General features: G+C 69.6%; 17 protein-coding genes. 12 read left to right on the top strand and 5 right to left on the bottom strand.

The window, feature by feature from the left end; all coding sequences use genetic code 11:
• Window positions 1–20: 20 nt before the first annotated feature.
• Window positions 21–1,991 (top strand): sigma-54-dependent Fis family transcriptional regulator, encoded by a 1,971-nt coding sequence (locus ACF8ME_RS03235; protein WP_392415208.1) that lies wholly within the window; start codon window positions 21–23, stop codon window positions 1,989–1,991.
• A 15-nt stretch (window positions 1,992–2,006) separates the two neighbouring features.
• Here ACF8ME_RS03235 and ACF8ME_RS03230 read toward each other — a convergent pair whose 3' ends face one another.
• On the bottom strand, window positions 2,007–3,425 hold the full coding sequence (locus tag ACF8ME_RS03230) for an RtcB family protein (protein ID WP_392415206.1): 1,419 nt from the start codon (window positions 3,423–3,425) through the stop codon (window positions 2,007–2,009).
• A gap of 163 nt (window positions 3,426–3,588) precedes the next feature.
• On the bottom strand, window positions 3,589–4,353 hold the full coding sequence (locus tag ACF8ME_RS03225) for an IclR family transcriptional regulator (protein WP_392415204.1): 765 nt from the start codon (window positions 4,351–4,353) through the stop codon (window positions 3,589–3,591).
• Between the two features lie 70 nt (window positions 4,354–4,423).
• On the opposite strand from ACF8ME_RS03225, the gene ACF8ME_RS03220 reads away from it, so the two are divergent.
• Both ACF8ME_RS03220 and ACF8ME_RS03215 read left to right on the top strand, forming a co-directional pair.
• Window positions 4,424–5,611 (top strand): M20 family metallopeptidase, encoded by a 1,188-nt coding sequence (locus tag ACF8ME_RS03220; protein WP_016445477.1) that lies wholly within the window; start codon window positions 4,424–4,426, stop codon window positions 5,609–5,611.
• 51 nt (window positions 5,612–5,662) lie between these two features.
• Window positions 5,663–6,667, top strand: a complete 1,005-nt coding sequence (locus ACF8ME_RS03215) for a tripartite tricarboxylate transporter substrate binding protein (protein WP_016445478.1) — start codon at window positions 5,663–5,665, stop codon at window positions 6,665–6,667.
• 16 nt (window positions 6,668–6,683) lie between these two features.
• Here the strand turns inward: ACF8ME_RS03215 and ACF8ME_RS03210 are convergent, their stop codons facing one another.
• Window positions 6,684–7,538 carry a LysR substrate-binding domain-containing protein gene (locus ACF8ME_RS03210; protein WP_392415202.1) on the bottom strand — a complete coding sequence of 285 codons (855 nt, stop codon included), beginning with the start codon at window positions 7,536–7,538 and terminating at the stop codon, window positions 6,684–6,686.
• A 131-nt stretch (window positions 7,539–7,669) separates the two neighbouring features.
• On the opposite strand from ACF8ME_RS03210, the gene ACF8ME_RS03205 reads away from it, so the two are divergent.
• Together ACF8ME_RS03205 and ACF8ME_RS03200 are read left to right on the top strand one after the other, a co-directional pair.
• Entirely contained in the window at window positions 7,670–8,083 is a 414-nt protein-coding gene (locus ACF8ME_RS03205; RefSeq protein WP_012207434.1) for a VOC family protein, read from the top strand.
• The gene (locus ACF8ME_RS03200) at window positions 8,080–9,060 is read left to right on the top strand and encodes a 2-hydroxyacid dehydrogenase (protein WP_392415200.1); all 981 of its coding nucleotides are present in this window, start codon (window positions 8,080–8,082) and stop codon (window positions 9,058–9,060) included. Before ACF8ME_RS03205 ends, ACF8ME_RS03200 begins: the two co-directional genes overlap by 4 nt.
• A 17-nt stretch (window positions 9,061–9,077) precedes the next feature.
• On the opposite strand, the gene ACF8ME_RS03195 is transcribed toward ACF8ME_RS03200, so the two are convergent.
• Window positions 9,078–9,968 (bottom strand): LysR substrate-binding domain-containing protein, encoded by an 891-nt coding sequence (locus tag ACF8ME_RS03195; protein ID WP_392415198.1) that lies wholly within the window; start codon window positions 9,966–9,968, stop codon window positions 9,078–9,080.
• Between the two features lie 156 nt (window positions 9,969–10,124).
• On the opposite strand from ACF8ME_RS03195, the gene ACF8ME_RS03190 reads away from it, so the two are divergent.
• A complete protein-coding gene (locus ACF8ME_RS03190; RefSeq protein WP_016445482.1) occupies window positions 10,125–10,520 on the top strand; it encodes a RidA family protein in 396 nt (131 codons plus the stop codon).
• An 86-nt stretch (window positions 10,521–10,606) separates the two neighbouring features.
• Here the strand turns inward: ACF8ME_RS03190 and ACF8ME_RS03185 are convergent, their stop codons facing one another.
• Window positions 10,607–11,551: a LysR family transcriptional regulator gene (locus ACF8ME_RS03185; RefSeq protein WP_013800697.1), complete on the bottom strand. Its 945-nt coding sequence runs from the start codon at window positions 11,549–11,551 to the stop codon at window positions 10,607–10,609.
• A 155-nt stretch (window positions 11,552–11,706) separates the two neighbouring features.
• Between ACF8ME_RS03185 and ACF8ME_RS03180 the strand changes: the two genes are divergently transcribed.
• The 6 genes from ACF8ME_RS03180 to ACF8ME_RS03155 all read left to right on the top strand — a co-directional run bounded on the left by ACF8ME_RS03180 (window position 11,707) and on the right by ACF8ME_RS03155 (window position 19,109).
• Entirely contained in the window at window positions 11,707–12,558 is an 852-nt protein-coding gene (locus ACF8ME_RS03180) for a fumarylacetoacetate hydrolase family protein (protein WP_392415196.1), read from the top strand.
• A 172-nt stretch (window positions 12,559–12,730) separates the two neighbouring features.
• A complete protein-coding gene (locus ACF8ME_RS03175) occupies window positions 12,731–14,827 on the top strand; it encodes a hydantoinase/oxoprolinase family protein (RefSeq protein ID WP_392415194.1) in 2,097 nt (698 codons plus the stop codon).
• Window positions 14,824–16,620 (top strand): hydantoinase B/oxoprolinase family protein, encoded by a 1,797-nt coding sequence (locus ACF8ME_RS03170; RefSeq protein ID WP_392415192.1) that lies wholly within the window; start codon window positions 14,824–14,826, stop codon window positions 16,618–16,620. Before ACF8ME_RS03175 ends, ACF8ME_RS03170 begins: the two co-directional genes overlap by 4 nt.
• Window positions 16,621–16,628: 8 nt before the next feature.
• Complete coding sequence (locus ACF8ME_RS03165; protein ID WP_392415191.1) at window positions 16,629–16,994, top strand: hypothetical protein; 366 nt, start codon at window positions 16,629–16,631, stop codon at window positions 16,992–16,994.
• Entirely contained in the window at window positions 16,991–18,064 is a 1,074-nt protein-coding gene (locus ACF8ME_RS03160) for a CobW family GTP-binding protein (protein ID WP_392415189.1), read from the top strand. The genes ACF8ME_RS03165 and ACF8ME_RS03160 overlap by 4 nt, the downstream gene beginning before the upstream one ends.
• A gap of 46 nt (window positions 18,065–18,110) precedes the next feature.
• On the top strand, window positions 18,111–19,109 hold the full coding sequence (locus ACF8ME_RS03155; protein WP_392415188.1) for a Bug family tripartite tricarboxylate transporter substrate binding protein: 999 nt from the start codon (window positions 18,111–18,113) through the stop codon (window positions 19,107–19,109).
• Window positions 19,110–19,163 lie beyond the last annotated feature (54 nt).

Here is a 19,163-nt window from a genome sequence, read left to right as displayed (position 1 = left end):
ACGCCCGAGCAGGAGACAGCATGCAATCGAGAGCCTCCCTTGTGGCCTTGCGCCAGGCCCGTCACAGCCTGATGGAGTCGGGCCGCTGCCCCAGCGGCCTGGTGGACGAGCGCCTGGCGCGCTCGTGGCAGCGCTGCATCGAGCAGGGACTGCGTCCCACCGGGCGCCTGGGCGCCGCCGACAACCTGGAGCAGCACGCGCTGGGCGTGCTGCGCAGCCGCCACCATGCGCTGCTGGCGCATTCACGGCCCGTCATGGAATACCTGTCCGAGCAGGTGCGCGGCAGCCAGAGCGTGGTGGTGCTGGCCGGCCCCTGCGGCACCCTGGTGGATACCTGCGGCGACCCCTTCTTTCTGGGCAAGGCCGAGCGCGTGGCCCTGGCCAGCGGTGCGTCCTGGCATGAGGCGCAGCGCGGCACCAATGCCATCGGCACGGCACTGGCCGAGATGGACTCCATCGAAATCCAGGGCGGCGAGCATTTCCTGGAGCGCAACGGCTTTCTCACCTGCGCGGCCGCGCCCATCCTGTCGGGCACGGGCCAACTGCTGGGCATCCTGGACATCTCCAGCGAACATGGCCGGGGCAGCCCGCACACGCTGGGCCTGGTCGGCACGGCGGCCCGCATGATCGAAAACCGCCTCATGGCCTGCGACGGCCAGCGCCACATCCGCCTGCACCTGCACGCGCGGCCCGAAGGCATTGGCACGGTGGGCGAAGGCATTGCGCTGATCTCGGGCGACGGCTGGGTGGTGGGTGCCAACCGCGCCGCGCTGGCCTTGCTGCGCCTGTCGCACGCGCAGCTGGGCAGCGTGGCGCTGGACCAGGTGCTGGACGCCAGCCTGCAGGAGCTGCTGTCACGCCAGCACCGCCAGCCCGATGCGGCCCAGCCGCTGCGGCGCCATGACGGCACGGCGCTGTTCGGCCAGCTGGTGCCGGATCGGCGCACCATCATGGCGGGGGCGGCGGCGCAGACAGTGCAGGAGGCGCTGGGAGCGCGGCAAGCGGGGGAAACACGGCAGTCCCCCCGCGATGCGCTGGCGCGGCTGGACACGGGCGATGCGCGCTGGCGTGCGGCGGCCGACAAGGCCCGGCGCGTGCTGGGCAAGCCGATTGCGCTGCTGATTCAGGGCGAGTCCGGCGTGGGCAAGGAATGGTTTGCGCGCGCGGCCCACGACAGCGGGCCGCGCCGCGACGGCCCCTTCGTGGCCATCAACTGCGCGGCCATGCCCGAGTCGCTGATCGAGGCCGAGCTGTTCGGCTACCGCCAGGGCGCCTTCACGGGCGGGCGGCGCGAAGGACAGGCGGGCCTGCTGCGCCAGGCGCACGGCGGCACCCTGTTCCTGGACGAGATCGGCGACATGCCGCTGTCGCTGCAGACCCGGCTGCTGCGCGTGCTGCAGGAGCGGCAGGTGGTGCCGCTGGGCGGTGGCACGCCCGTTGCGGTCGATTTCGCGCTGGTCAGCGCCTCCAACCGCAGGCTGCGCGAGGATGCCGACCAGGGACGTTTTCGTGCCGACCTGTACTACCGCATCAACGGCCTGGCCGTGGAGCTGCCTCCGCTGCGCGAGCGCGGCGACTTCGAGGCGCTGGCCGCGCGCATGCTGGCCGACATCGAACCCGCGCGCCCGCTGCGCATGGCACCGGCCCTGCTGGCGCAGCTGGCCGGCCATGGCTGGCCCGGCAATCTGCGCCAGTGCGCCAGCGTGCTGAGAACGGCCTGCGCCATGCTCGATCCCCATGAGGACTGCCTGCAGTGGCAGCACCTGCCCGACGACTTCCAGGCCGAGCTGGCGCAGACCGCCCGCAGCGGCCCCCGGCTCGACGCTGCGCCGCAGAGCCTGGATGAACTCTCGCGCTCGGCCGTGCGGCAGGCGCTGGAGAACTGCCGGGGCAATGTCACCCAGGCCGCGCGCATGCTGGGCATCAGCCGCCAGACGCTGTACCGCAAGCTGGCCCAGGACCGTGCGGCGGACGGCTTGCGGCTGCAGTGAGGCGCCTGCCGGTGCTCAGGCCTTGAAGGTGATCCAGGGCCTGAGCTTCACGGCGGCGTGGATCAGGCCGGCGGCCTCCTGCGACTCGATGACCGGGCCGATGGGCTTGTAGGCTTCGGGCGCCTCCTCGATGCGGCGCTCCTCGCGCAGCGTCACGCATTGCCAGCCCTGTTCGCCCGCACGGCCCGCATGTGCCTCGGGGCGCAGCGCGCGCACGGCCTGGCGGCGCATGCGCCGCCCCGCGCCATGGCTGCAGGACCAGAGCCAGTCGGCCGCACCCAGGCCCGTGACCAGGTAGGAGGCATCGCCCATGGACCCCGGGATCAGCGCGAAGTCGCCCTCGTTGGCTGGCGTGGCGCCCTTGCGGTGGATGTTCATGCCGCCTTGCTGCAGGACCACGTTGTGCGGCACATCGACCACGAGGCGCGAATCCGCTGCGCCCACGATCTGCTCCAGGTCCTTGCGCACCAGCTCGGCCAGCACCACGCGGTTGGCCCAGGCATAGCGCGCCGCCACGCCCATGGCCTGCAGGTACTCGCCGGCCAGCGGACCCGACAGGCCGTACAGGCCGCTGGCCGGGTGCTTCACGCCTTGCGGCCACTCGGCCCGGGCGCGGTCCATCCAGGCCTGGCCCACGTAAAAGCCCAGGTCGCGCGAGCCGCTGTGGATCATCACCACCACGTCGCCTGCGCGCAGGCCGGCGCGGTAGGCCGCGTGGCGGTCCAGCACCTCGTCGACCACCTGCAGTTCCACGAAATGGTTGCCCGATCCCACCGTGCCCAGGCACGGGTCGCGGAACACGGCATGGCGCTCCTGCAGATAGGCATGGGGCGCGTGGCGGGCGCTGCCAGCGAAGCTGTCCAGGCCGATGCAGGCGGCCAGCTCGCGGTGCAGGCGCTCCCTGTCGACATGGCCCCACAGGCCCTGGCCGCTCAGCCGGTCCACAAAGGCGGCCGGCCCGTGGTCGAACAGCGCGCGGAAGGCGGCCGTGGTCACGGGCACGTCGCGCCCGCTGCCCAGCAGGCTGGCGGTCAGCAAGTCCACCAGCCGGCCCTTGTGCGGCGCCAGCTGGTCCAGCCGGGCGCCCGTGGTCAGCAGGCGCACGCTGCAGTTGATGTCCGTGCCGATGGCGGCCGGAATGACGAAGTCCGATGGCGTGGCCACCACGCTGCCCACGGGCGCCACCGTGCCCGGATGGAAGTCGGGCGTGGCGCAGGCGCGGCAGACGGCGCCGTGGCTGCCCTGGCCGTCATGCCGGCGCACGGCCGCAAAGGCCAGCAGCTGGCGCACGGCCTTGTCCTCCAGGGGAAGGCTGTCGGGAAGAAGAATGTGGGCCTCGGCCTGGCCATCGCGCACGTGGTAGATGCCGTCGCGATAGTCGAGAGAGATGCCCGTGCGTGCAAAGGCACGCTGGAGTCGTTGAGGAGTGCTCATGGCTGCAGATCCGCGAGGCCTGGTTGGCGCTCGCCGCGTCCGCTGGGTGTACGGACGATGAAAGACACCCGGGCGGCAAAGGCCCGAAAAACGTCTTTCCTGCAGCAGCTCGTTCAAGAAAGAAGGGGCGCAGTATAGCGGGATCCGCGCTGGACGGCAGGCGCTACGCGTTGCGCCGCTCGTACTGGGCGATGGCGTTGAGCAGCAGGGGCGAGAACTTCTTCGCGTAGTCGGCGCCGCTCCACTGGCTTGACGATCCGCTCAGGTGCAGGGCGCCCAGCGGCACGCCGTCGGCGTCGACCACGGCGGCGGCCAGCGCGACCTCGCCCATGATGAATTCATCCACCACCATGGCGTAGCCGCGCTCGCGCACCTTCTTCAGTTCCGCCTGGACGGCCTTGGCCGTGGTCAGCGTCCGGGGCGTGCTGGCCACCAGGCGGCCGGGGGCCAGCAGCTGCTCCATCTGCGCCTCGTCCAGCCGTGCCATCACGGCGCGCCCGCCCGCCGTGCATTGCAGGGGCACGCGCCGGCCCACGAGCGAGGCGTGGTAGTGCTCGGTGCTGGTCTGGTGGCGCAGCACGTGCACCAGCCAGTCGCCGTCGCGCAGCGACAGGCTGATCTTCTGCTCCGTGTCCTTGGACAGCTGCAGCAGCAGGGGGTTGAGCGCCTCCGCCAGCGCATGCGTGCGCAGGAAGTGGAAGGTCAGGTCCAGCACGCCCGGGCCCAGCCGGTAGCGGCGGGTCTGGCTGTTTTGCTGCAGGTAGCCCTCGGCGCTGAGGGTGTAGGCGTAGCGCTGGGCGGCGCTCTTGTCCAGGCCGCTGCGCTCCATGATTTCCGTGAGGCTCAGGTCGCCCGCCGCGCCCTTGAAGCAGTCCAGCACGCGGAATGCCTTGCCCACGGAACCCACATACAACGCGTTTTCGATCATCGTTTTACCTGATTGTGAATCTGAAGTATTAAATAACAATACCAAGTATTGAAAAATACGGAGGCAGCGGATGCCACAGCAAGCCATTGTCAGTGCGGACCGGGCGGTCGGCGCGTCGGAGTGGATCAAGGACCAGCGGGAGAACATGCTTTCGCTGCTGGCCGACATCGTCAACATCGATTCGGGCAGTTTCGACAAGCCTGGCGTGGCGCGCGTGTTCCGGCGCCTGGAGGCCTTCTTCCTGGGCCAGGGGCTGCAGGTCAGCCCGCATTTCGTCGATGGCGTGGAGGCCGCGATCTCGGTCACCGTGAACGCGGGCAGCACCGTGGGCAGGCCCGTGCTGCTGATGGGGCACTGCGACACGGTCTTCCCTGAAGGCGAGGCCGCGCGCAGGCCGTTCCGCATCGAAGGCGGCAGGGCCTACGGCCCGGGCGTGGCCGACATGAAGTCGGGCATCGTCATGAACGCCTTCCTGCTGGCTGCGCTGGCCCACAGCGCGGAGCCTGCGCCCGAGGTCACGGGCCTGTTCACCTGCGACGAGGAAATCGGCTCCCCCCTGAGCAAGTCCGTCATCGAGCCCTTTGCGCGCAAGGCGGGCTTTGTCTTCAATGCGGAGCCGGGCCGGCCTTCGGGCAACGTGGTCACGGGCCGCAAGGGCGGCGTGTTCTTCGGCGTGGAGATCGAGGGCAAGGCGGCGCACTCGGGCGCCAACTTCGCCGAGGGCATCAGCGCCATCTCGGAGCTGGCGCACAAGGTGGTGGCGCTGGACGCGCTCACCGACCTGGACAAGGGCGTCACCGTCAACGTGGGCCTGGTGTCGGGCGGCCTGTCGGTGAACACGTCGGCGCCGTCGGCCAAGGCGGCCATCGACCTGCGCATCTTCGACCTGGACCAGCGCGAGTCCCTGGTGGGCCGCATCCGCTGCATCTGCGACAAGTCCTTCATCCAGGGCACGCGCTCCACGCTGAACATCACCGGCGAGTTCCGCCCCTTCGTTCCCACGCCGCAGTCGCAGCAATTGTTCGAGCTGTACCAGGCCGAGCTGGGCGCGCTGGGCCACAAGGCCGAGGGCGAGTTCAGCGGCGGCTGCGCGGACTCGGGCGTGACCTCCAGCCTGGGCGCCATCACGCTGTGCGGCACCGGCCCCGTGGGCGGCAAGTTCCACACCACCGACGAGTACTGCGAGGTGGACACCATCGTCCCGCGCGGCCTGGCGGTGCTCCACACCATTGCGCGCCTGCCCCACGCCCGGTGGTAGGGCGCGCCTGATTCCCGCCTTCCCCCTCAAGCCACTGCCTGGTGCACTTCCATGAATCCACTTGCCTTGCCCACACGCCGCTCGCTCCTGAAAATCGCCGCCGGCCTGCCGCTGGCGCCCCTGCTGCTGCAGCCTGCCGCGGCCTCGGCGCCCGGCCCGGTCAGCCTGATGGTGCCCTACCCGGCAGGCGGGCCCAGCGACGTCAGCGCCCGCATCCTGAGCAAGCCCATAGGCGAGGGACTGGCGGCCAAGGTGATCGTGGAAAACCTGGGCGGCGCCACGGGGACGATTGCCGCATCCAAAGTGCTGGGCGCCAGGGCCGACGGCAGCATGTTCTTCCAGGGCACGCAAAACGAACTCATCCTGCCGCCGCTCACCAACAAGGCCGTGCGCTACCAGCCCGATGCGTTCGAGAACCTGCAGTACATCACCGTCACCCACCTGGTGCTGCTGGTGCGCTCAGGCCTGCCGGCCCGGAATATGCAAGAGTTCCTGGCGCTGGCACGCTCGCGCAACGAAAGCAATTCGCTGACCTACGGCTCGGTGGGCGTGGGCTCGCTCTACCACCTGATCACCGAGTACATGGGCAAGGTGGTGAAGGTGCCGTTCACCCACGCGCCCTATGCGGGCACGGCGCCCGTGATCCAGGACCTGGCCGGCGGCCAGATCGACTTCAGCATCATGCCGTTCCAGGCGTCCATGCTGGAGATGATCCGCACCGGCCGCTTCCGGGCGCTGGCCGTGCTGTCGCGCAACCGGCCTGCGGTGCTGTCGGCCGTGCCCAGCATCACGGAAGTGCCGGCGCTGCGCGATTTCGAGTACGCCAGCCTGGCGGGCTACTTCGTCAAGCGCGGCACGCCGCAGGACGTCAAACAGCGCCTGAACCAGGCCATCGGCCAGGCCCTGCTGGACCCGCAGGTCATCGCCAAGCTGGAGGCCGACGGCCGTGATGTCGCCAAGCCCATGGGCCTGGACGATGCGGCGGCCGCCTATGCGCGCGAGATCGCCAAGTACCGCGAAATGATCCGCGTCACGGGCTACGTGCAGGCGGATTGAGAGCGAAGGCCGCAACCTACGCGAGTGCGCCCTCCAGCAGCTCGGCCATGCGCGGCAGGTCGGGATCGGCGCTGGTCACCAGCCAGATGGCGCGCTCATAGGCGGCGCCCGCAATGGGCAGCATTCGGCAGTCGCCCATGAAGCGCTCCAGGCCTGTCCAGTGCGGCACCAGGCCCACGCCCATGCCGTCGGCGGCCAGCATGGCAATGGCCTCCAGCGCGTCCAGGTCGCACAGCACCGCAGGCTCCAGCCCCTGGTCGGCCAGCCAGTCGGCCGCATGGCGGCCTCCCCAGGCATCGGGGTCGTAGCGTATGTAGGGCAGGCTGCGCAGCAGCGCGGCAGGCCGGCCGCGTGCGTTGGGCGGGGCCAGCAGCACCAGCGGCTCGCGGCGCAGCTGCACGCTGCGCAGCGCCTTGGGCAGTTCAAAAGGGGGCGCCACGATGACGGCGGCATCGAGCTCGCCGGCCTGCAGCATCTGGAACAGCGCGCGCGAGGTGCCCGGCACGATGACGGGCCGGCACTGTGGCGCCGCCTGCGTGAGCTTGCGCAGCGCGGCCGGCAGCATGCCCGTGAGCGCGGTCGAGATGGCGCCGATGCGCAGCGTGCCGGCCAGCCCATCGGCGCTGGCATCGCTGCCCAGCAGCGCGGCCTCGCGCACCAGGCGCCGCGCGCGCGGCAGCAGGGCCAGGCAGGCCTGGGTGGGGCGGGCCGCATGGCCGCTGCGCGAAAGCAGGGCAAAGCCCAGCTCGCGCTCCAGCGCCTGCACGCGCTGGCCCACGGCGGCGGCGGTCAGGTGCTCGGCGCGCGCCGCATCGGCGATGGAGCCGCTGTCCACCACGGCGATCAGGCTCTTGAGATAGCGGGTCTCCAAAAGATTTCCTTGGGGATTGCAAAGAAATCAACGCTATCACTTTCGAAAAGCCTCTGCTAGGCTCGCGCCACCCACGGCAGGCCACGGCCTGCGAGCCTGCCTGCACCACAAGCACAACCAAAGGATCAGCCATGCGCACCAGCTTCCACCTTGCCTACCATGTCCGCGATCTGGACGAAGCGCGCGCCTTCTACGGCACGCTGCTCGGCTGCCAGGAAGGCCGCAGCACCGAGACCTGGGTGGACTTCGACTTCTTCGGCCACCAGATCTCGCTGCACCTGGGCGAGCCCTTCCCGGTCACGAACACCGGCCGCGTGGGCGACCACATGGTGCCCATGCCCCACCTGGGCCTGGTGATGGCCATGGACGACTGGAAGGCCCTGGCCGCGCGGCTGTCCGGCGGCGTGGTGGATTTCGTGCTGCAGCCCGGCATCCGCTTCGAGGGCGAGCCTGGCGAGCAGGCCACCATGTTCTTCCGCGACCCCAGCGGCAATCCCATCGAGGTCAAGGGCTTCGCCGACCTGGACAAGGTCTTCGCCAAATGAGCGGTTCGCTGTCTCCTCGCGCCTCGCTCCCCCCGCTCCCCCCGCTTCCTTTCGTCTGCGCACCCGGCTACCCGGCCGCCCAGGCCTGGCTGCAGGCCCTGCAGGCCGCCCTGCCAGAGGAGCGCGTGGTGGCGCTCGATACGCTGGATGCGGGCCAGCGCGCGGCCTGCGAGGTCGCCATCGTCGCCAACCCCCAGCCTGCCGACCTGCGCACGCTGCCGCGCCTGCAATGGGTGCACAGCGTCTGGGCCGGCGTGGAGCGCCTGGTGGCCGACCTGGGCGATACCGACCTGCGCATCGTCCGCCTGGTGGACCCGCAACTGGCCGACACCATGGCCGAGGCCGTGCTGGCCTGGACCCTGTACCTGCACCGCGACATGCCGCTCTATGCCCGCCAGCAGGCCGCGCGCCAATGGCTGGCGCATGACGGCGTGCGCGCGCAGGACAGGACGGTATCGCTGCTGGGCCTGGGCGCACTGGGCGAAGCCAGCGCGCGGCGGCTGCTGGCGGCAGGCTTCAAGGTGCGCGGCTGGAGCCGCACGCCCAGGCAGATGGAAGGCGTGCAATGCCATGCGGGTGATGCCGAGCTGCCCGCCATGCTGGCGCAGACCGACATCCTCGTATGCCTGCTGCCGCTCACGCCGCAGACGCGCGGCATCGTCGGCGCGCAGGCGCTGGCCGCGCTGCCTGCCCATGCCTCGCTGATCAACTTTGCGCGCGGCCCCATCGTGGACGATGCCGCGCTGCGCGCCGCCCTGGACGGCGGCCGCCTGGCCCATGCCGTGCTGGACGTGTTCGAGCAGGAGCCCCTGCCAGAATCGTCCTGGCAGTGGGCGCACCCCGCCGTGACCGTGCTGCCCCACATCTCGGCACCCACGGACCGCGCGACGGCATCGGCCATCGTGGCGGGCAACATCCGGCGCTGGCGTGCCAGCGGCGAGCTGCCGCAGGCGGTGGACGCGGCGCGGGGCTATTGAGGGCGGCTGCGGTACGGCTATGGCACGGTCATGGACTGGCTTCTGAGCCAGTCCATGACGGCGCGCACATGGGGGCCCGACTCCCGTTGCTCGCCCACGGCCAGATGGTAGGTATGGCCGGTGATCGAGGGGCCGAAGGGCTGCAGCAGGTGGCCGGCCGCAATGTCTTCGGCCACCAGGGCCAGGCTCACCAGGGCAATGCCATGACCGGCAATGGCCGCCTGGATGGCATGGCCCTCGTCGGAAAAGCGCAGTTGCCCCGCCGGTGAATTCCAGGCCAGGCCTGCCTCGTCAAACCAGCGCTCCCAGGTGGGATTGCTGGCGTGCGCCGTCTTCCAGTCAAAGCGGATCAGCGGCAGGCGGGCCAAGTCGGCCGGACCCAGCACGTCCAGCCGGGGATTGGCCACGGGCGCAAAGCGGTCGCTGAACAGGGGCTCGGCCACCAGGCCCGGATAAGGGCCGCGCCCGTAGCGCACGGCGATATCGACGGCATGGGAGCGCAGGTCCACCACATCGTCCGAGGCCTGCAGTTGCAGGTCCACCTCCGGGTGCATCGCGCGGAAGCTGGCCATGCGCGGCACCAGCCATTTCACGGTGAACGCATTGGTGGCCGAGATGCTGACCTGGGCGCGCAGGCGCTTTTGCAGCAGGCGCTCCAGCGTGGCGGCAAAGGCGTCGAAACCGTCGCGCAGCACCGGATAGAGCTGGGCGCCGGCCTCGGTCAGCACCACCTTGCGTACCTGGCGATCGAACAGCGCCAGGCCCAGCTGTTCCTCCAGCGCGCGGATCTGGTGGCTGATGGCCGTGGGTGTCACGGCCAGGTCGTCGGCGGCCTGCTTGAAGCTGCCCAGGCGGGCGGCGGCCTCGAAGGCGCGCAGTGCGGAAAGCGGCAGCTGGTTGCGTTGCATGAGGGCTGGAGGACGCAAGGGTCGGGTAAGGAATGGGGTGAGGAAAACTCATCTTATGCCTGACAAATGAACCTTTGTCGCAATCATCCGGCTTCCCTATCGTCCACCCATGCCCCAAGCGCGATCCTGCCGGGGATGGATGAAGGAAATGAAACCATGCTGCACCGTGTCACCACGCAACCCGACCCCTACGAGCCGTTTTTGCTGTCGCAAGGCATTCGCTTTGGCGAGCTGCTGTTCATCTCCGGCCAGGCCGGCGCCGGAGACGATGGCCGCATCGTGCCGGGCGGCTTCCTGGCCCAGGGCCGGCAGGCGTTTGCCAATCTGCGCCGCGCGCTGGAGGCGGGCGGCTCCAGCCTGAAGGACGTGATCAAGGTCACCATCTTCGTTACCGACATGGGCCACTTCGACGAGGTGGTTGCCCTGCGCCGCGAGTTCTTCGGCGCCCCCTATCCGGCCGACACGATTGCCCAGATCCAGGCGCTGTACGACCCGGCGGCCATGATCGAGATCGAGGCCATTGCAGCCGTGCGTGATGGCCAGGCCCGCTGACATGGTTGCGGCCGTTCTGGTCCGATGGCCTGGCCACGGCGTGCATGGCCGACGACTGGAGCCGATGGGGCCGATATCTGATCCCTTCAACCGCCGAGCAGTCCCGAGGTGCTCAGCGGCCCCGGCGACAGCTGCTGTCCCCAGGCTTGCGTCAATGCCTCGATGGCATCGCCCACCACGCGGCAGGCCTGGGTGAGCTTGCCGTGCCGGGGCAGGGCCAGCGTCACATGGCGCACCAGGCCGGGGTTGACCAGGCGGCTGGCCTGCAGCCGGCCCTGGCGCAGTTCGGCATCGATGGAATACGGGCCGATCACCGAGTAGAGGCCGGGCGCGTGGGCCACGAGTTCCTTTTGCACGGTCAGCGAGTCGGCCTCGGCGGCTGCGGCGAGCCGAAAGCCGTGGCTGTGCGCGGCCTCATCGAGCGCATCGCGCCAATGGCTGGGGCGTCGCGGCAGCACCAGTTGCAGGCCGTCGAGCGCGGCGAACTCCGTGGTGGGCGCCAGGGTCAAGGGGTCGCCTGGGCGCGACACCAGATAGCTGTGCGCGGTGCTCAGCAGCCGCTCGTCGCCGCCGGCCGGGCGCGCGAAGCGAAAGAGGATGGCCAGGTCCACTGCGCCGCTGTCCAGCAGCGCGTCGAGCTCCGTGCCCTGGGCCTCGGTGATGTTCAGGCGTATGCCAGGGTGCTCGCGCTGCAGCCAGTCGAACACATGCGTCATCAGCGGGTGCGCGGCCGAGGGCACGATGCCCAGCCGCACCTCGCCCCATAGCTGGCCTGCGTCCGCACGCAGCGTTTCCTGCAATTGCTCGGTTTCCTGCAGCCAGCTGCGCAGCCGCAGCGCGGCCCGCGCCCCCAGCGGCGTCAGCGTGACGCCCCGGCCCGTGCGCCGCAGCAAGGGGCCGCCCAGAGACGCTTCGAATTCGCTGATCTGCCGGCTGATGTGCGACTGCACGGTGTGCCGCCGTGCCGCGACCTTGCTGATGCTGCCGGCTTCGGAGACCTCGAGGAAGAGCTTGACGCTGGGCAGGTGCATGGTGGTTACCCGGTTGAGGTATGCCTGATGAGGCAATTCTGAAAGCCTGAAATTCTATCTATCCAGATATCAAACGGATTTCTACAGTGCAGTCATGCCTTGCCAGCGGCCTTGCCGTGGCAGGTTTTCCAGACACCGAACCTAAGGAAAATCCGTTGAAACTCGCCAGCTTCATCCATGCCGGACAGCCCCGCTACGGGCAGGTTCTGGCCGAGCGCTTCCTGCTGCCGCCCGCCGACTTTCTCGCCCGCCATCCCGACCTGCTGTCCGTGCTGCGCGCACAGGCGCTGGGCGAGCTGGAGCAGGCCCTGCAGGCCGGCGCCGTGCCCGTCGATGCGGCGCAGACCCAGGCGCTGCCCGTCATCCCCAACCCCGGCAAGCTCATCTGCGTGGGCCTGAACTACAAGACCCATGTGGCCGAGACGCAGCGCGCCGACAGCGAGCACCCGTCGCTGTTCCTGCGCTTCAACGACAGCCTGGCCGCCGATGGAGACGAGCTGCTGCGCCCGGCCTTCTCGGAGCGTTTCGACTGGGAGGGCGAGCTGGCCTTCGTCATCGGCCGGGGCGGGCGCCACATTGCAAAGGAAGATGCCTTCGAGCACATCGCCGGCTATGCCTGCTTCAACGATGTGAGCGTGCGCGACTGGCAGCGCCATACGCACCAGTTCACGCCCGGCAAGAACTTTCCCGGCACGGCGCCCTTCGGCCCCTGGCTGGTCACGCGCGACGAGGTGGCCGACGTGCGCAGCCTGGCGCTGCAGACCCGCCTGAACGGCAGCGTGATGCAGCAGGCCAGCCTGGGCGACCTGATCTTCGACATCCCCACCATCGTGGCCTATGTGTCGCGCTTCACGCCGCTGTCGCCCGGCGACGTGATCGCCACGGGCACGCCGGGCGGCGTGGGCGACCGCCGCGAGCCGCCCCTGTACATGAAGCACGGCGATGTGGTCGAGGTCGAGATCACGGGCCTGGGCGTGCTGAGCAACCGTATCGGCACTGATGTCTGAGATGACACCCCCTGAGTCGCTTCGCGCCTTCCCCCTCTCTCGCTTCGCGGGAGGGGGACGACACCCTCGGTGCGGGGCGGCCCTTCCTCGGTGTCCCTCGCTTTGGGGCACGCCGGTTTCAAGGACTGTGGGCGGCGCATGGCGCTGTGAATAACTGTCTCTGGAGAATTTCATGGATAACCAACAAGCGATTTCGCAGCGGCCCCGGCTGCGCATTGCCGTCGATATCGGCGGCACCTTCACCGACATGGCGGCGTTCGACGAGGCCAGCGGCCGGCTGCTGTTCGGCAAGGCCCTGTCCACGCATGGCGAGCTGGTCAACGGCATCCAGGCCACGATAGACAGCGCGGGCATCGACTGGCGCGACGGCCATCTGTTCCTGCACGGCTCCACCATTGCCATCAACACGCTGCTGGAGCGCAACGGCGCCCACACCGCGCTGCTGATCACCGAGGGCTTTCGCGACATCTACGAGATCGGCCGCGTGAACCGGCCCGATGCCTACAACCTGTTCTTCAACAAGCACCAGCCGCTGGTGCGGCGCTCGCTGCGCCATGAGGTGTCCGAGCGCCTGCGCGCCGACGGCAGCCTGCACAAGCCGCTGGACGAGGCGGCCGTGCGCGAGCTGGCCCGCGAGCTGGCAGGGCAGGGCGTGGAGGCCGTGGCCGTGCTGCTGCTGCACTCCTACCGCAACCCGGCGCACGAGCAGCGCGTCAAGCAGATCCTGCAGGAAGAGATGCCGGGCGCCTTTGTCTGCGCTTCGCACGAGCTGTCGCAGGAGTACCGCGAGTTCGAGCGCGTGTCCACCGCCGTGGCCAATGCCTATGTGGGGCCGCGCGTGTCGCAGTACCTGGGCCAGCTGGAGAACCACCTGGGCGGCAAGGGCTTCGAGGGCGACTTCTACATCGTGCAGTCCACGGGCGGCCTGTTCCCGGTCGAGCATGCCAAGGTGGGCTGCGTGCGCATGCTCGAATCGGGTCCGGCGGCCGGCGTGATCGGCGCCCAGGCCATCTGTGCGCAATTGGACATGGGCGATGCCATCGCCTTCGACATGGGCGGCACCACGGCCAAGGCCGGCGTGATCAGCGAAGGCCGGCCGCTGACCACGGGCTCGGCGCTGATCGGCGGCTACGAGCAGGCCCTGCCGATACAGATCCCGATGATGGACATCCACGAAGTGGGCACGGGCGGCGGCTCCATCGCCCGCGTGGAGACGGGCAACGCGCTGCGCGTGGGCCCGCAGAGCGCCGGCTCCATCCCCGGCCCCGTGGCCTATGGCCGTGGCGGGCTGGAGCCCACGGTGACCGACGCCAACCTGGTGCTGGGCCGGCTGGACGCGGAGCATTTCCTGGGCGGCGAGCTGCAGCTGGACATGGATGCCTGCCAGCGCCAGATGGCCGAGCGCGTGGCGACCCCGCTGGGCCTGGAGCCCACCGAGGCGGCCGACGGCATCCTGCGCATCGCCGTGACGCAGATGTCGCATGCCGTGAAGGCCGTGACCACCGAGCGCGGCCTGGATGCGGGCAGCTTCACCATGGTCGTCTACGGCGGCGCGGGGCCGCTGCACGCCTCGGCCATTGCGCGCGAGATCGGCATCCGCAAGGTGCTGATTCCCTATGCGCCCGGCTATTTCTCGGCCTACGGAATGCTGTTCTCCGACCTGCGCTACGACTACGTGCGCTCGGTGTTCCGCAAGCTGGGCGAGGTCTCCTTCGAGGAGATCGAGGCCGCCTACCAGAGCATGGAGGACGAGGGCCGCGCCGCGCTGGCGCAGTCCGGCATCGCGCCGGACGGCATCGTGATCGAGCGCGCCGCCGACATGCGCTACGTGGGCCAGGAGCATGCGGTGACCGTGGACCTGCCCATGGCCTTCTTCGAGGGCAGGGACCGCTCGGCCATCAAGCGCCAGTTCGACGAGCTGCACAAGGTGCGCTACGGCACCTCGGCCCCGCAGGAGCCGGCCGACCTCGTGAGCCTGCGCGTCACCGTGCTGGGCACGATGAAGAAACCGCCCAGGCACAGCGTGGAACGCGGCAGTGCCGAGCCCAGCCGTGCCTCCGTGCGCACGGTCAAGCCCGTCTATTTCCGCTCCAGCGGCTGGGTGGACACGCCGGTGCATCTGCGCGAGCGCCTGCTGGCGGGCAACGAGATCGCGGGGCCCGCGCTGATCGAGGAACACGCATCCACCACCGTCGTGCAGCCCGGCGACCGGCTGCGCGTGGACGAACTGGGCAATCTGCAAATCGACATCGGGAGCGACCGCACATGAACCACCCCACTGACTCCAGGCCCGTCGATCCGGTCACCGTCGAGATCATCCGCAACGGCCTGTACGCCGTCACGGAGGAGATGAAGACCAACCTGACGCGCACGGCCTACAACCTCATCATCTACGAGGCGCTGGACTTCACGGTCGGCCTGTTCACGCGCGAGGGCGACACGGTGTCCATCGGCCTGGGCCTGCCCATGTTCATCCGCGGCATGTCGGAGACGGTCAAGGCCAAGATCCGCCACTTCGGCTACGAGAACATCCTGCCCGGCGACATCCTGATCACCAACGATGCCTATACCACCGGCAGCCACCTGAACCACTTCACGTTCACCATGCCGGTGTTCCATGAGGGCCGGCTCGAAGGCTTCACCTGCTGCATGGCCCACTGGCTGGACGTGGGCGGCACGCTGGGCAACGTCACCACGGACATCTTCAGCGAAGGGATACAGATCCCCATCATGAAGTACCAGCGCCAGGGCGAGGTCAACCAGGACCTGATCGACATCATCGCGATGAACGTGCGCCTGGCCGAGCGGGCCCTGGGCGATCTGCGCGCGCAGATCACGGCCATCACCACGGGCGAGCGCCGCTATGTGGAACTGCTGCAGCGCTATGGCGTGGATGCGGTCAACGGGGCCATCGCGCAGATCATGGATTCCAGCGAGGCCGTGGCGCGCAAGAACACGCTGTCGATTCCCGATGGCGTGTACGAGGCCGAGTCCTTCATGGACGACGACGGGCTGGACATCGGCAAGCGCATTCCCATCCGCGTCAAGGTCACGGTGCGGGGCGACGAGATGACGGTGGACCTGTCGGATGTCTCCAAGCAGGTGCGCGGCTTCTACAACTCGGGCTTCACCACGGGCATCGCCTGCGCGCAGGTGGCCTACAAATGCCTCACCACGCCGACCGACTACCCGGTCAACGACGGCAGCTTTCGGCCGCTCAAGGTGATCATGCCCATGGGCACGGTGATCAGCGCCGAGAGGCCGTATCCCATGCGCGTGTGGATGACCTTCCCCATGACGGTGATCGACACCATCTTCAAGGCCCTGGCGCCCGCGATTCCCGACCGCTCCATCGCGGGCCACCACGCGGACCTGGTGTTTCCCAACATCCATGGCATCTCGCCCGAGGACGGGCGGCTGTTCATCGTCGGCATCGGCCCGCTGGGCGGCGGCTGGGGCGCCAAGAGCCGCGAGGACGGCGTGTCCGTCACCGTCTGCATCAATGACGGCGACACCCACAACAGCCCCACCGAGCAGCTCGAGGCCAAGTACCCGGTGCTGGTGGAGAAGTACGAGATCCGACAGGACTCGGCCGGCGCGGGCCAGTACCGGGGCGGCCTGGGCGCGGAGATGGTGGTGCAGGCGCTGTCGCCCTTCACCGTCACCACGCGCATCGACCGCGTGCACTGCAAGCCCTGGGGCCTGGAGGGCGGCGGCGACGCCATGGGCAACGGCCTGGCCGTGCGCCACAAGGGCGAGTGGAAGACCGACCATGCCAACGCCAAGATCTTCAACGTGCGCCTGGAGCGCGGCGATGCCTACCGCATGCTGTCGGGCGGCGGCGGGGGCTTTGGCGACCCGCTGGCGCGCGAACTGGACAAGGTGGCCGAGGACGTGCGCGAAGGCTATGTGAGCGCCCAGGTGGCCCGCGAGGTCTACCGCGTGGCGCTGGATGGCCAGGGACAGGTGGATCACGAGGGCACGCAGGCGCTGCGCAGTGCGCCCAGAGTGCCCGGTGCATCCGGTGCAGCGGCTGCCGCCGTGGCCTGGGACGGGCAGTGAGCACGGCCATGGCCTCCGACCACGCCCTGCAGGCCGGCCGGCTCTGGGACCTGTGGTGCGCCCTGGCGCTGCGCCATGTCGCCCTGGGCGGTGCCTGCGCCTGCGGGGCGGGCGGCATCAGCCTGCGGCTGGAGGACTTCGAGCTGGACATCGTGGACTACCTGCAGGACGGGGGCGAGCGCTGCGAGCAGCCCGAGGTGGCGGCCTGGTTCCGTGCCCGGCCAGCAGTCGTGCAGGGTGCGCAGCCGCTGCGCGGCCTGCTCGATGCGCTGGGCTCGGACGAGGTGCCGCAGGCCGTGGCGCAGTGGGCGCTGGCGCGGCTGGAGCGCACGCTGCGCTCGTTCGCCGAGGTGCATGGAGGGGTGGCGTCATGAGCGGGCATTTCTCCAGCCTGCTGGCCCTGCCCGAAGCGGCGGGCCAGCGCATTCCGGTCACCGTGCTCACGGGATTTCTGGGCAGCGGCAAGACCACGCTGCTCAACCGGCTGCTGGCGCTGCCGGACCTGCACGGGACGGCCGTCATCGTCAACGAGTTCGGTGCGGTCGGCATCGACCAGGACCTGACCAGCCTGGCCTGCGAGGACACGGTGCTGCTGGCCAATGGCTGCCTGTGCTGCAGCGTGCGCGGCGATCTGGTGGAGGCGCTGGAGCGCCTGGCTCTGCGCGAACAGGGCGCGCCGCGCCGCGTGCTGATCGAAACCAGCGGCCTGGCGGACCCGGGGCCGATACTGCGCTCCTTCCTGGGCGAGCCCGCCGTGCGGGCGCGCTATGCGCTGGCCGGCGTGGCCTGCACGGTCGATGCCGTGCTGGGCAGCGCCACGCTGGCAGGCTATCCCGAAGCCGTGCGGCAGCTGGCTGTGGCTGACCTGGTGCTGTTGACCAAGACAGATTTGCTGGGCGGCGCACAGCCCGCTGCGCAACTGCTGGCCCAGGTGCAGGCCATCAACGGCGAGGCGCCGCAAGGCATGGACCCCGGCCACCATGTGGCGCTGCTGCAGCGGCTGATGTCGGAAGGCGCGACGGGGCAGGAGGACGCCGCTGCGGGCATGCTCCAGACGCCCGGCTACCGGGCCATGGCTCCGGTGACAGCGCCGGCAGGCGCGCACCGCGACGGCATCTCGTCCTTTGTGCTGCAGCGCGACGAGCCCCTGCCCGCGCAGGCGTTCGGCGAATGGATGGACTGGGTCACGGCCATGCGCGGCGATGACCTGCTGCGCGTCAAAGGCATCGTGCACCTGCAGGAGCACCCGGACCAGCCCCTGGTCATCCATGGCGTGCAGCACCTGTTCGCCCCGCCGCAGACGCTGCCCCGCTGGCCGGGTGCCGACCGGCGCACGCGCATCGTCTTCATCACGCGGGGGCTGGATGCCCAGGCCCTGGACGACACGCTGAGCGTGCTGGTGCGCAGGCACAGGCGGCGCGCGCCGAATCAGGACCCGGGCTGAGCCACGCAACGGCCGGCCCATTTTCAAAAGAAACAGGAGACAAAGCATGAAAACTCTGACACGGCTGAAGGGGCCGGTGCTGGGCGCCTTACTTGGTGCGCTGGCTGCCTTGCCCATCGCCTGCATGGCCTCGTCCAGTGTGCCCGCCGCCTTTCCCGAGCCGGGCAAGATGGTCAAGGTCATCGTCCCCTTCGTGGCGGGCGGTGGCGTGGACAGCGCGGCGCGGCTGTTCGCCGAGCAGTTGCGCAAGCAGCTGGGCACGACGGTCATCGTCGAGAACCGCGTGGGCGGCAGTGGCGTGGTGGGCGGCCGTGCGGTGCTGGCGGCTGCCCCCGATGGCTACACCCTGCTGTTCTCGGCCGCCACGCATGTGCTGGCCAAGCAGGTATTGGCCCATCCGCCCTATGACCCGCAGACCGACTTTGTCCCCGTGGCGCGCGTGGGCGAGGCGCCGTTGATGCTGGTGATCTCGCCACAGCTGCCCCACAGCAAGCTGGGCGAGGTGCTGGCCGCAGGCGCCAAGAGCACGTGGACGGCGGCCATTCCCGCCGTGGGCGCACCCAGCCACCTGGCCACGCTGCTGCTGGCCCAGCAGGGCCGCATGCGCCTCGAGTACGTGCCCTACAAGGGCACGCAGCCCGCGCTGGTGGATGTGGGCGGCGGCCATGTGGACCTGCTGCTCGACTCCATGGTCTCCGTGCTGCCGCTGGCCAAGGCCGGCAAGGTGCGGCCGATTGCCATCACCTCCGGCAAGCGCAGCCCGCTGGCGCCCGAGGTGCCCACCATGCAGGAAGGCGGCCTGCCGCGGTTTGCCTACACCTCCTGGTACGGACTGTGGGCGCCCAAGGACACGCCGGCCGACCGGGTGCAGCGGCTGAACCAGGCCTCCAACGCGGCGGTGGCCGAGTTGGCCAGGTCCGGCGCCTTCGCGAGCCTGGGCATCGACACGGTTTCGGAGAGCACCGAGCAGTTCAAGCGCTTCATCGCCGCCGATGTGGCGCAGAGCGCCGCGCTGCTCAAGGGCGCGGGCTTCAAGCCCGAGTAGCCGGGCAGACACCGGCACACGCCCGAGAAAAACAAAGAGCAAAGAGCAAAGCAA

Source organism: Delftia sp. WSY_7, assembly GCF_043104845.1.
Classification (GTDB): domain Bacteria; phylum Pseudomonadota; class Gammaproteobacteria; order Burkholderiales; family Burkholderiaceae_C; genus Comamonas; species Comamonas tsuruhatensis.
Note: the sequence above shows the minus strand (reverse complement) of the source record. Positions and strands in the feature narration are given on the sequence as shown.

What these genes read in the sequence shown, in the direction of transcription:
- ACF8ME_RS03235 (WP_392415208.1), top strand. Translation starts at nt 21, where the DNA reads ATGCAATCGAGAGCCTCCCTTGTGGCCTTGCGCCAGGCCCGTCACAGC.
- ACF8ME_RS03230 (WP_392415206.1), bottom strand. Translation starts at nt 3,425, where the DNA reads ATGAGCACTCCTCAACGACTCCAGCGTGCCTTTGCACGCACGGGCATC.
- ACF8ME_RS03225 (WP_392415204.1), bottom strand. Translation starts at nt 4,353, where the DNA reads ATGATCGAAAACGCGTTGTATGTGGGTTCCGTGGGCAAGGCATTCCGC.
- ACF8ME_RS03220 (WP_016445477.1), top strand. Translation starts at nt 4,424, where the DNA reads ATGCCACAGCAAGCCATTGTCAGTGCGGACCGGGCGGTCGGCGCGTCG.
- ACF8ME_RS03215 (WP_016445478.1), top strand. Translation starts at nt 5,663, where the DNA reads ATGAATCCACTTGCCTTGCCCACACGCCGCTCGCTCCTGAAAATCGCC.
- ACF8ME_RS03205 (WP_012207434.1), top strand. Translation starts at nt 7,670, where the DNA reads ATGCGCACCAGCTTCCACCTTGCCTACCATGTCCGCGATCTGGACGAA.
- ACF8ME_RS03200 (WP_392415200.1), top strand. Translation starts at nt 8,080, where the DNA reads ATGAGCGGTTCGCTGTCTCCTCGCGCCTCGCTCCCCCCGCTCCCCCCG.
- ACF8ME_RS03195 (WP_392415198.1), bottom strand. Translation starts at nt 9,968, where the DNA reads ATGCAACGCAACCAGCTGCCGCTTTCCGCACTGCGCGCCTTCGAGGCC.
- ACF8ME_RS03190 (WP_016445482.1), top strand. Translation starts at nt 10,125, where the DNA reads ATGCTGCACCGTGTCACCACGCAACCCGACCCCTACGAGCCGTTTTTG.
- ACF8ME_RS03185 (WP_013800697.1), bottom strand. Translation starts at nt 11,551, where the DNA reads ATGCACCTGCCCAGCGTCAAGCTCTTCCTCGAGGTCTCCGAAGCCGGC.
- ACF8ME_RS03175 (WP_392415194.1), top strand. Translation starts at nt 12,731, where the DNA reads ATGGATAACCAACAAGCGATTTCGCAGCGGCCCCGGCTGCGCATTGCC.
- ACF8ME_RS03170 (WP_392415192.1), top strand. Translation starts at nt 14,824, where the DNA reads ATGAACCACCCCACTGACTCCAGGCCCGTCGATCCGGTCACCGTCGAG.
- ACF8ME_RS03165 (WP_392415191.1), top strand. Translation starts at nt 16,629, where the DNA reads ATGGCCTCCGACCACGCCCTGCAGGCCGGCCGGCTCTGGGACCTGTGG.
- ACF8ME_RS03160 (WP_392415189.1), top strand. Translation starts at nt 16,991, where the DNA reads ATGAGCGGGCATTTCTCCAGCCTGCTGGCCCTGCCCGAAGCGGCGGGC.
- ACF8ME_RS03155 (WP_392415188.1), top strand. Translation starts at nt 18,111, where the DNA reads ATGAAAACTCTGACACGGCTGAAGGGGCCGGTGCTGGGCGCCTTACTT.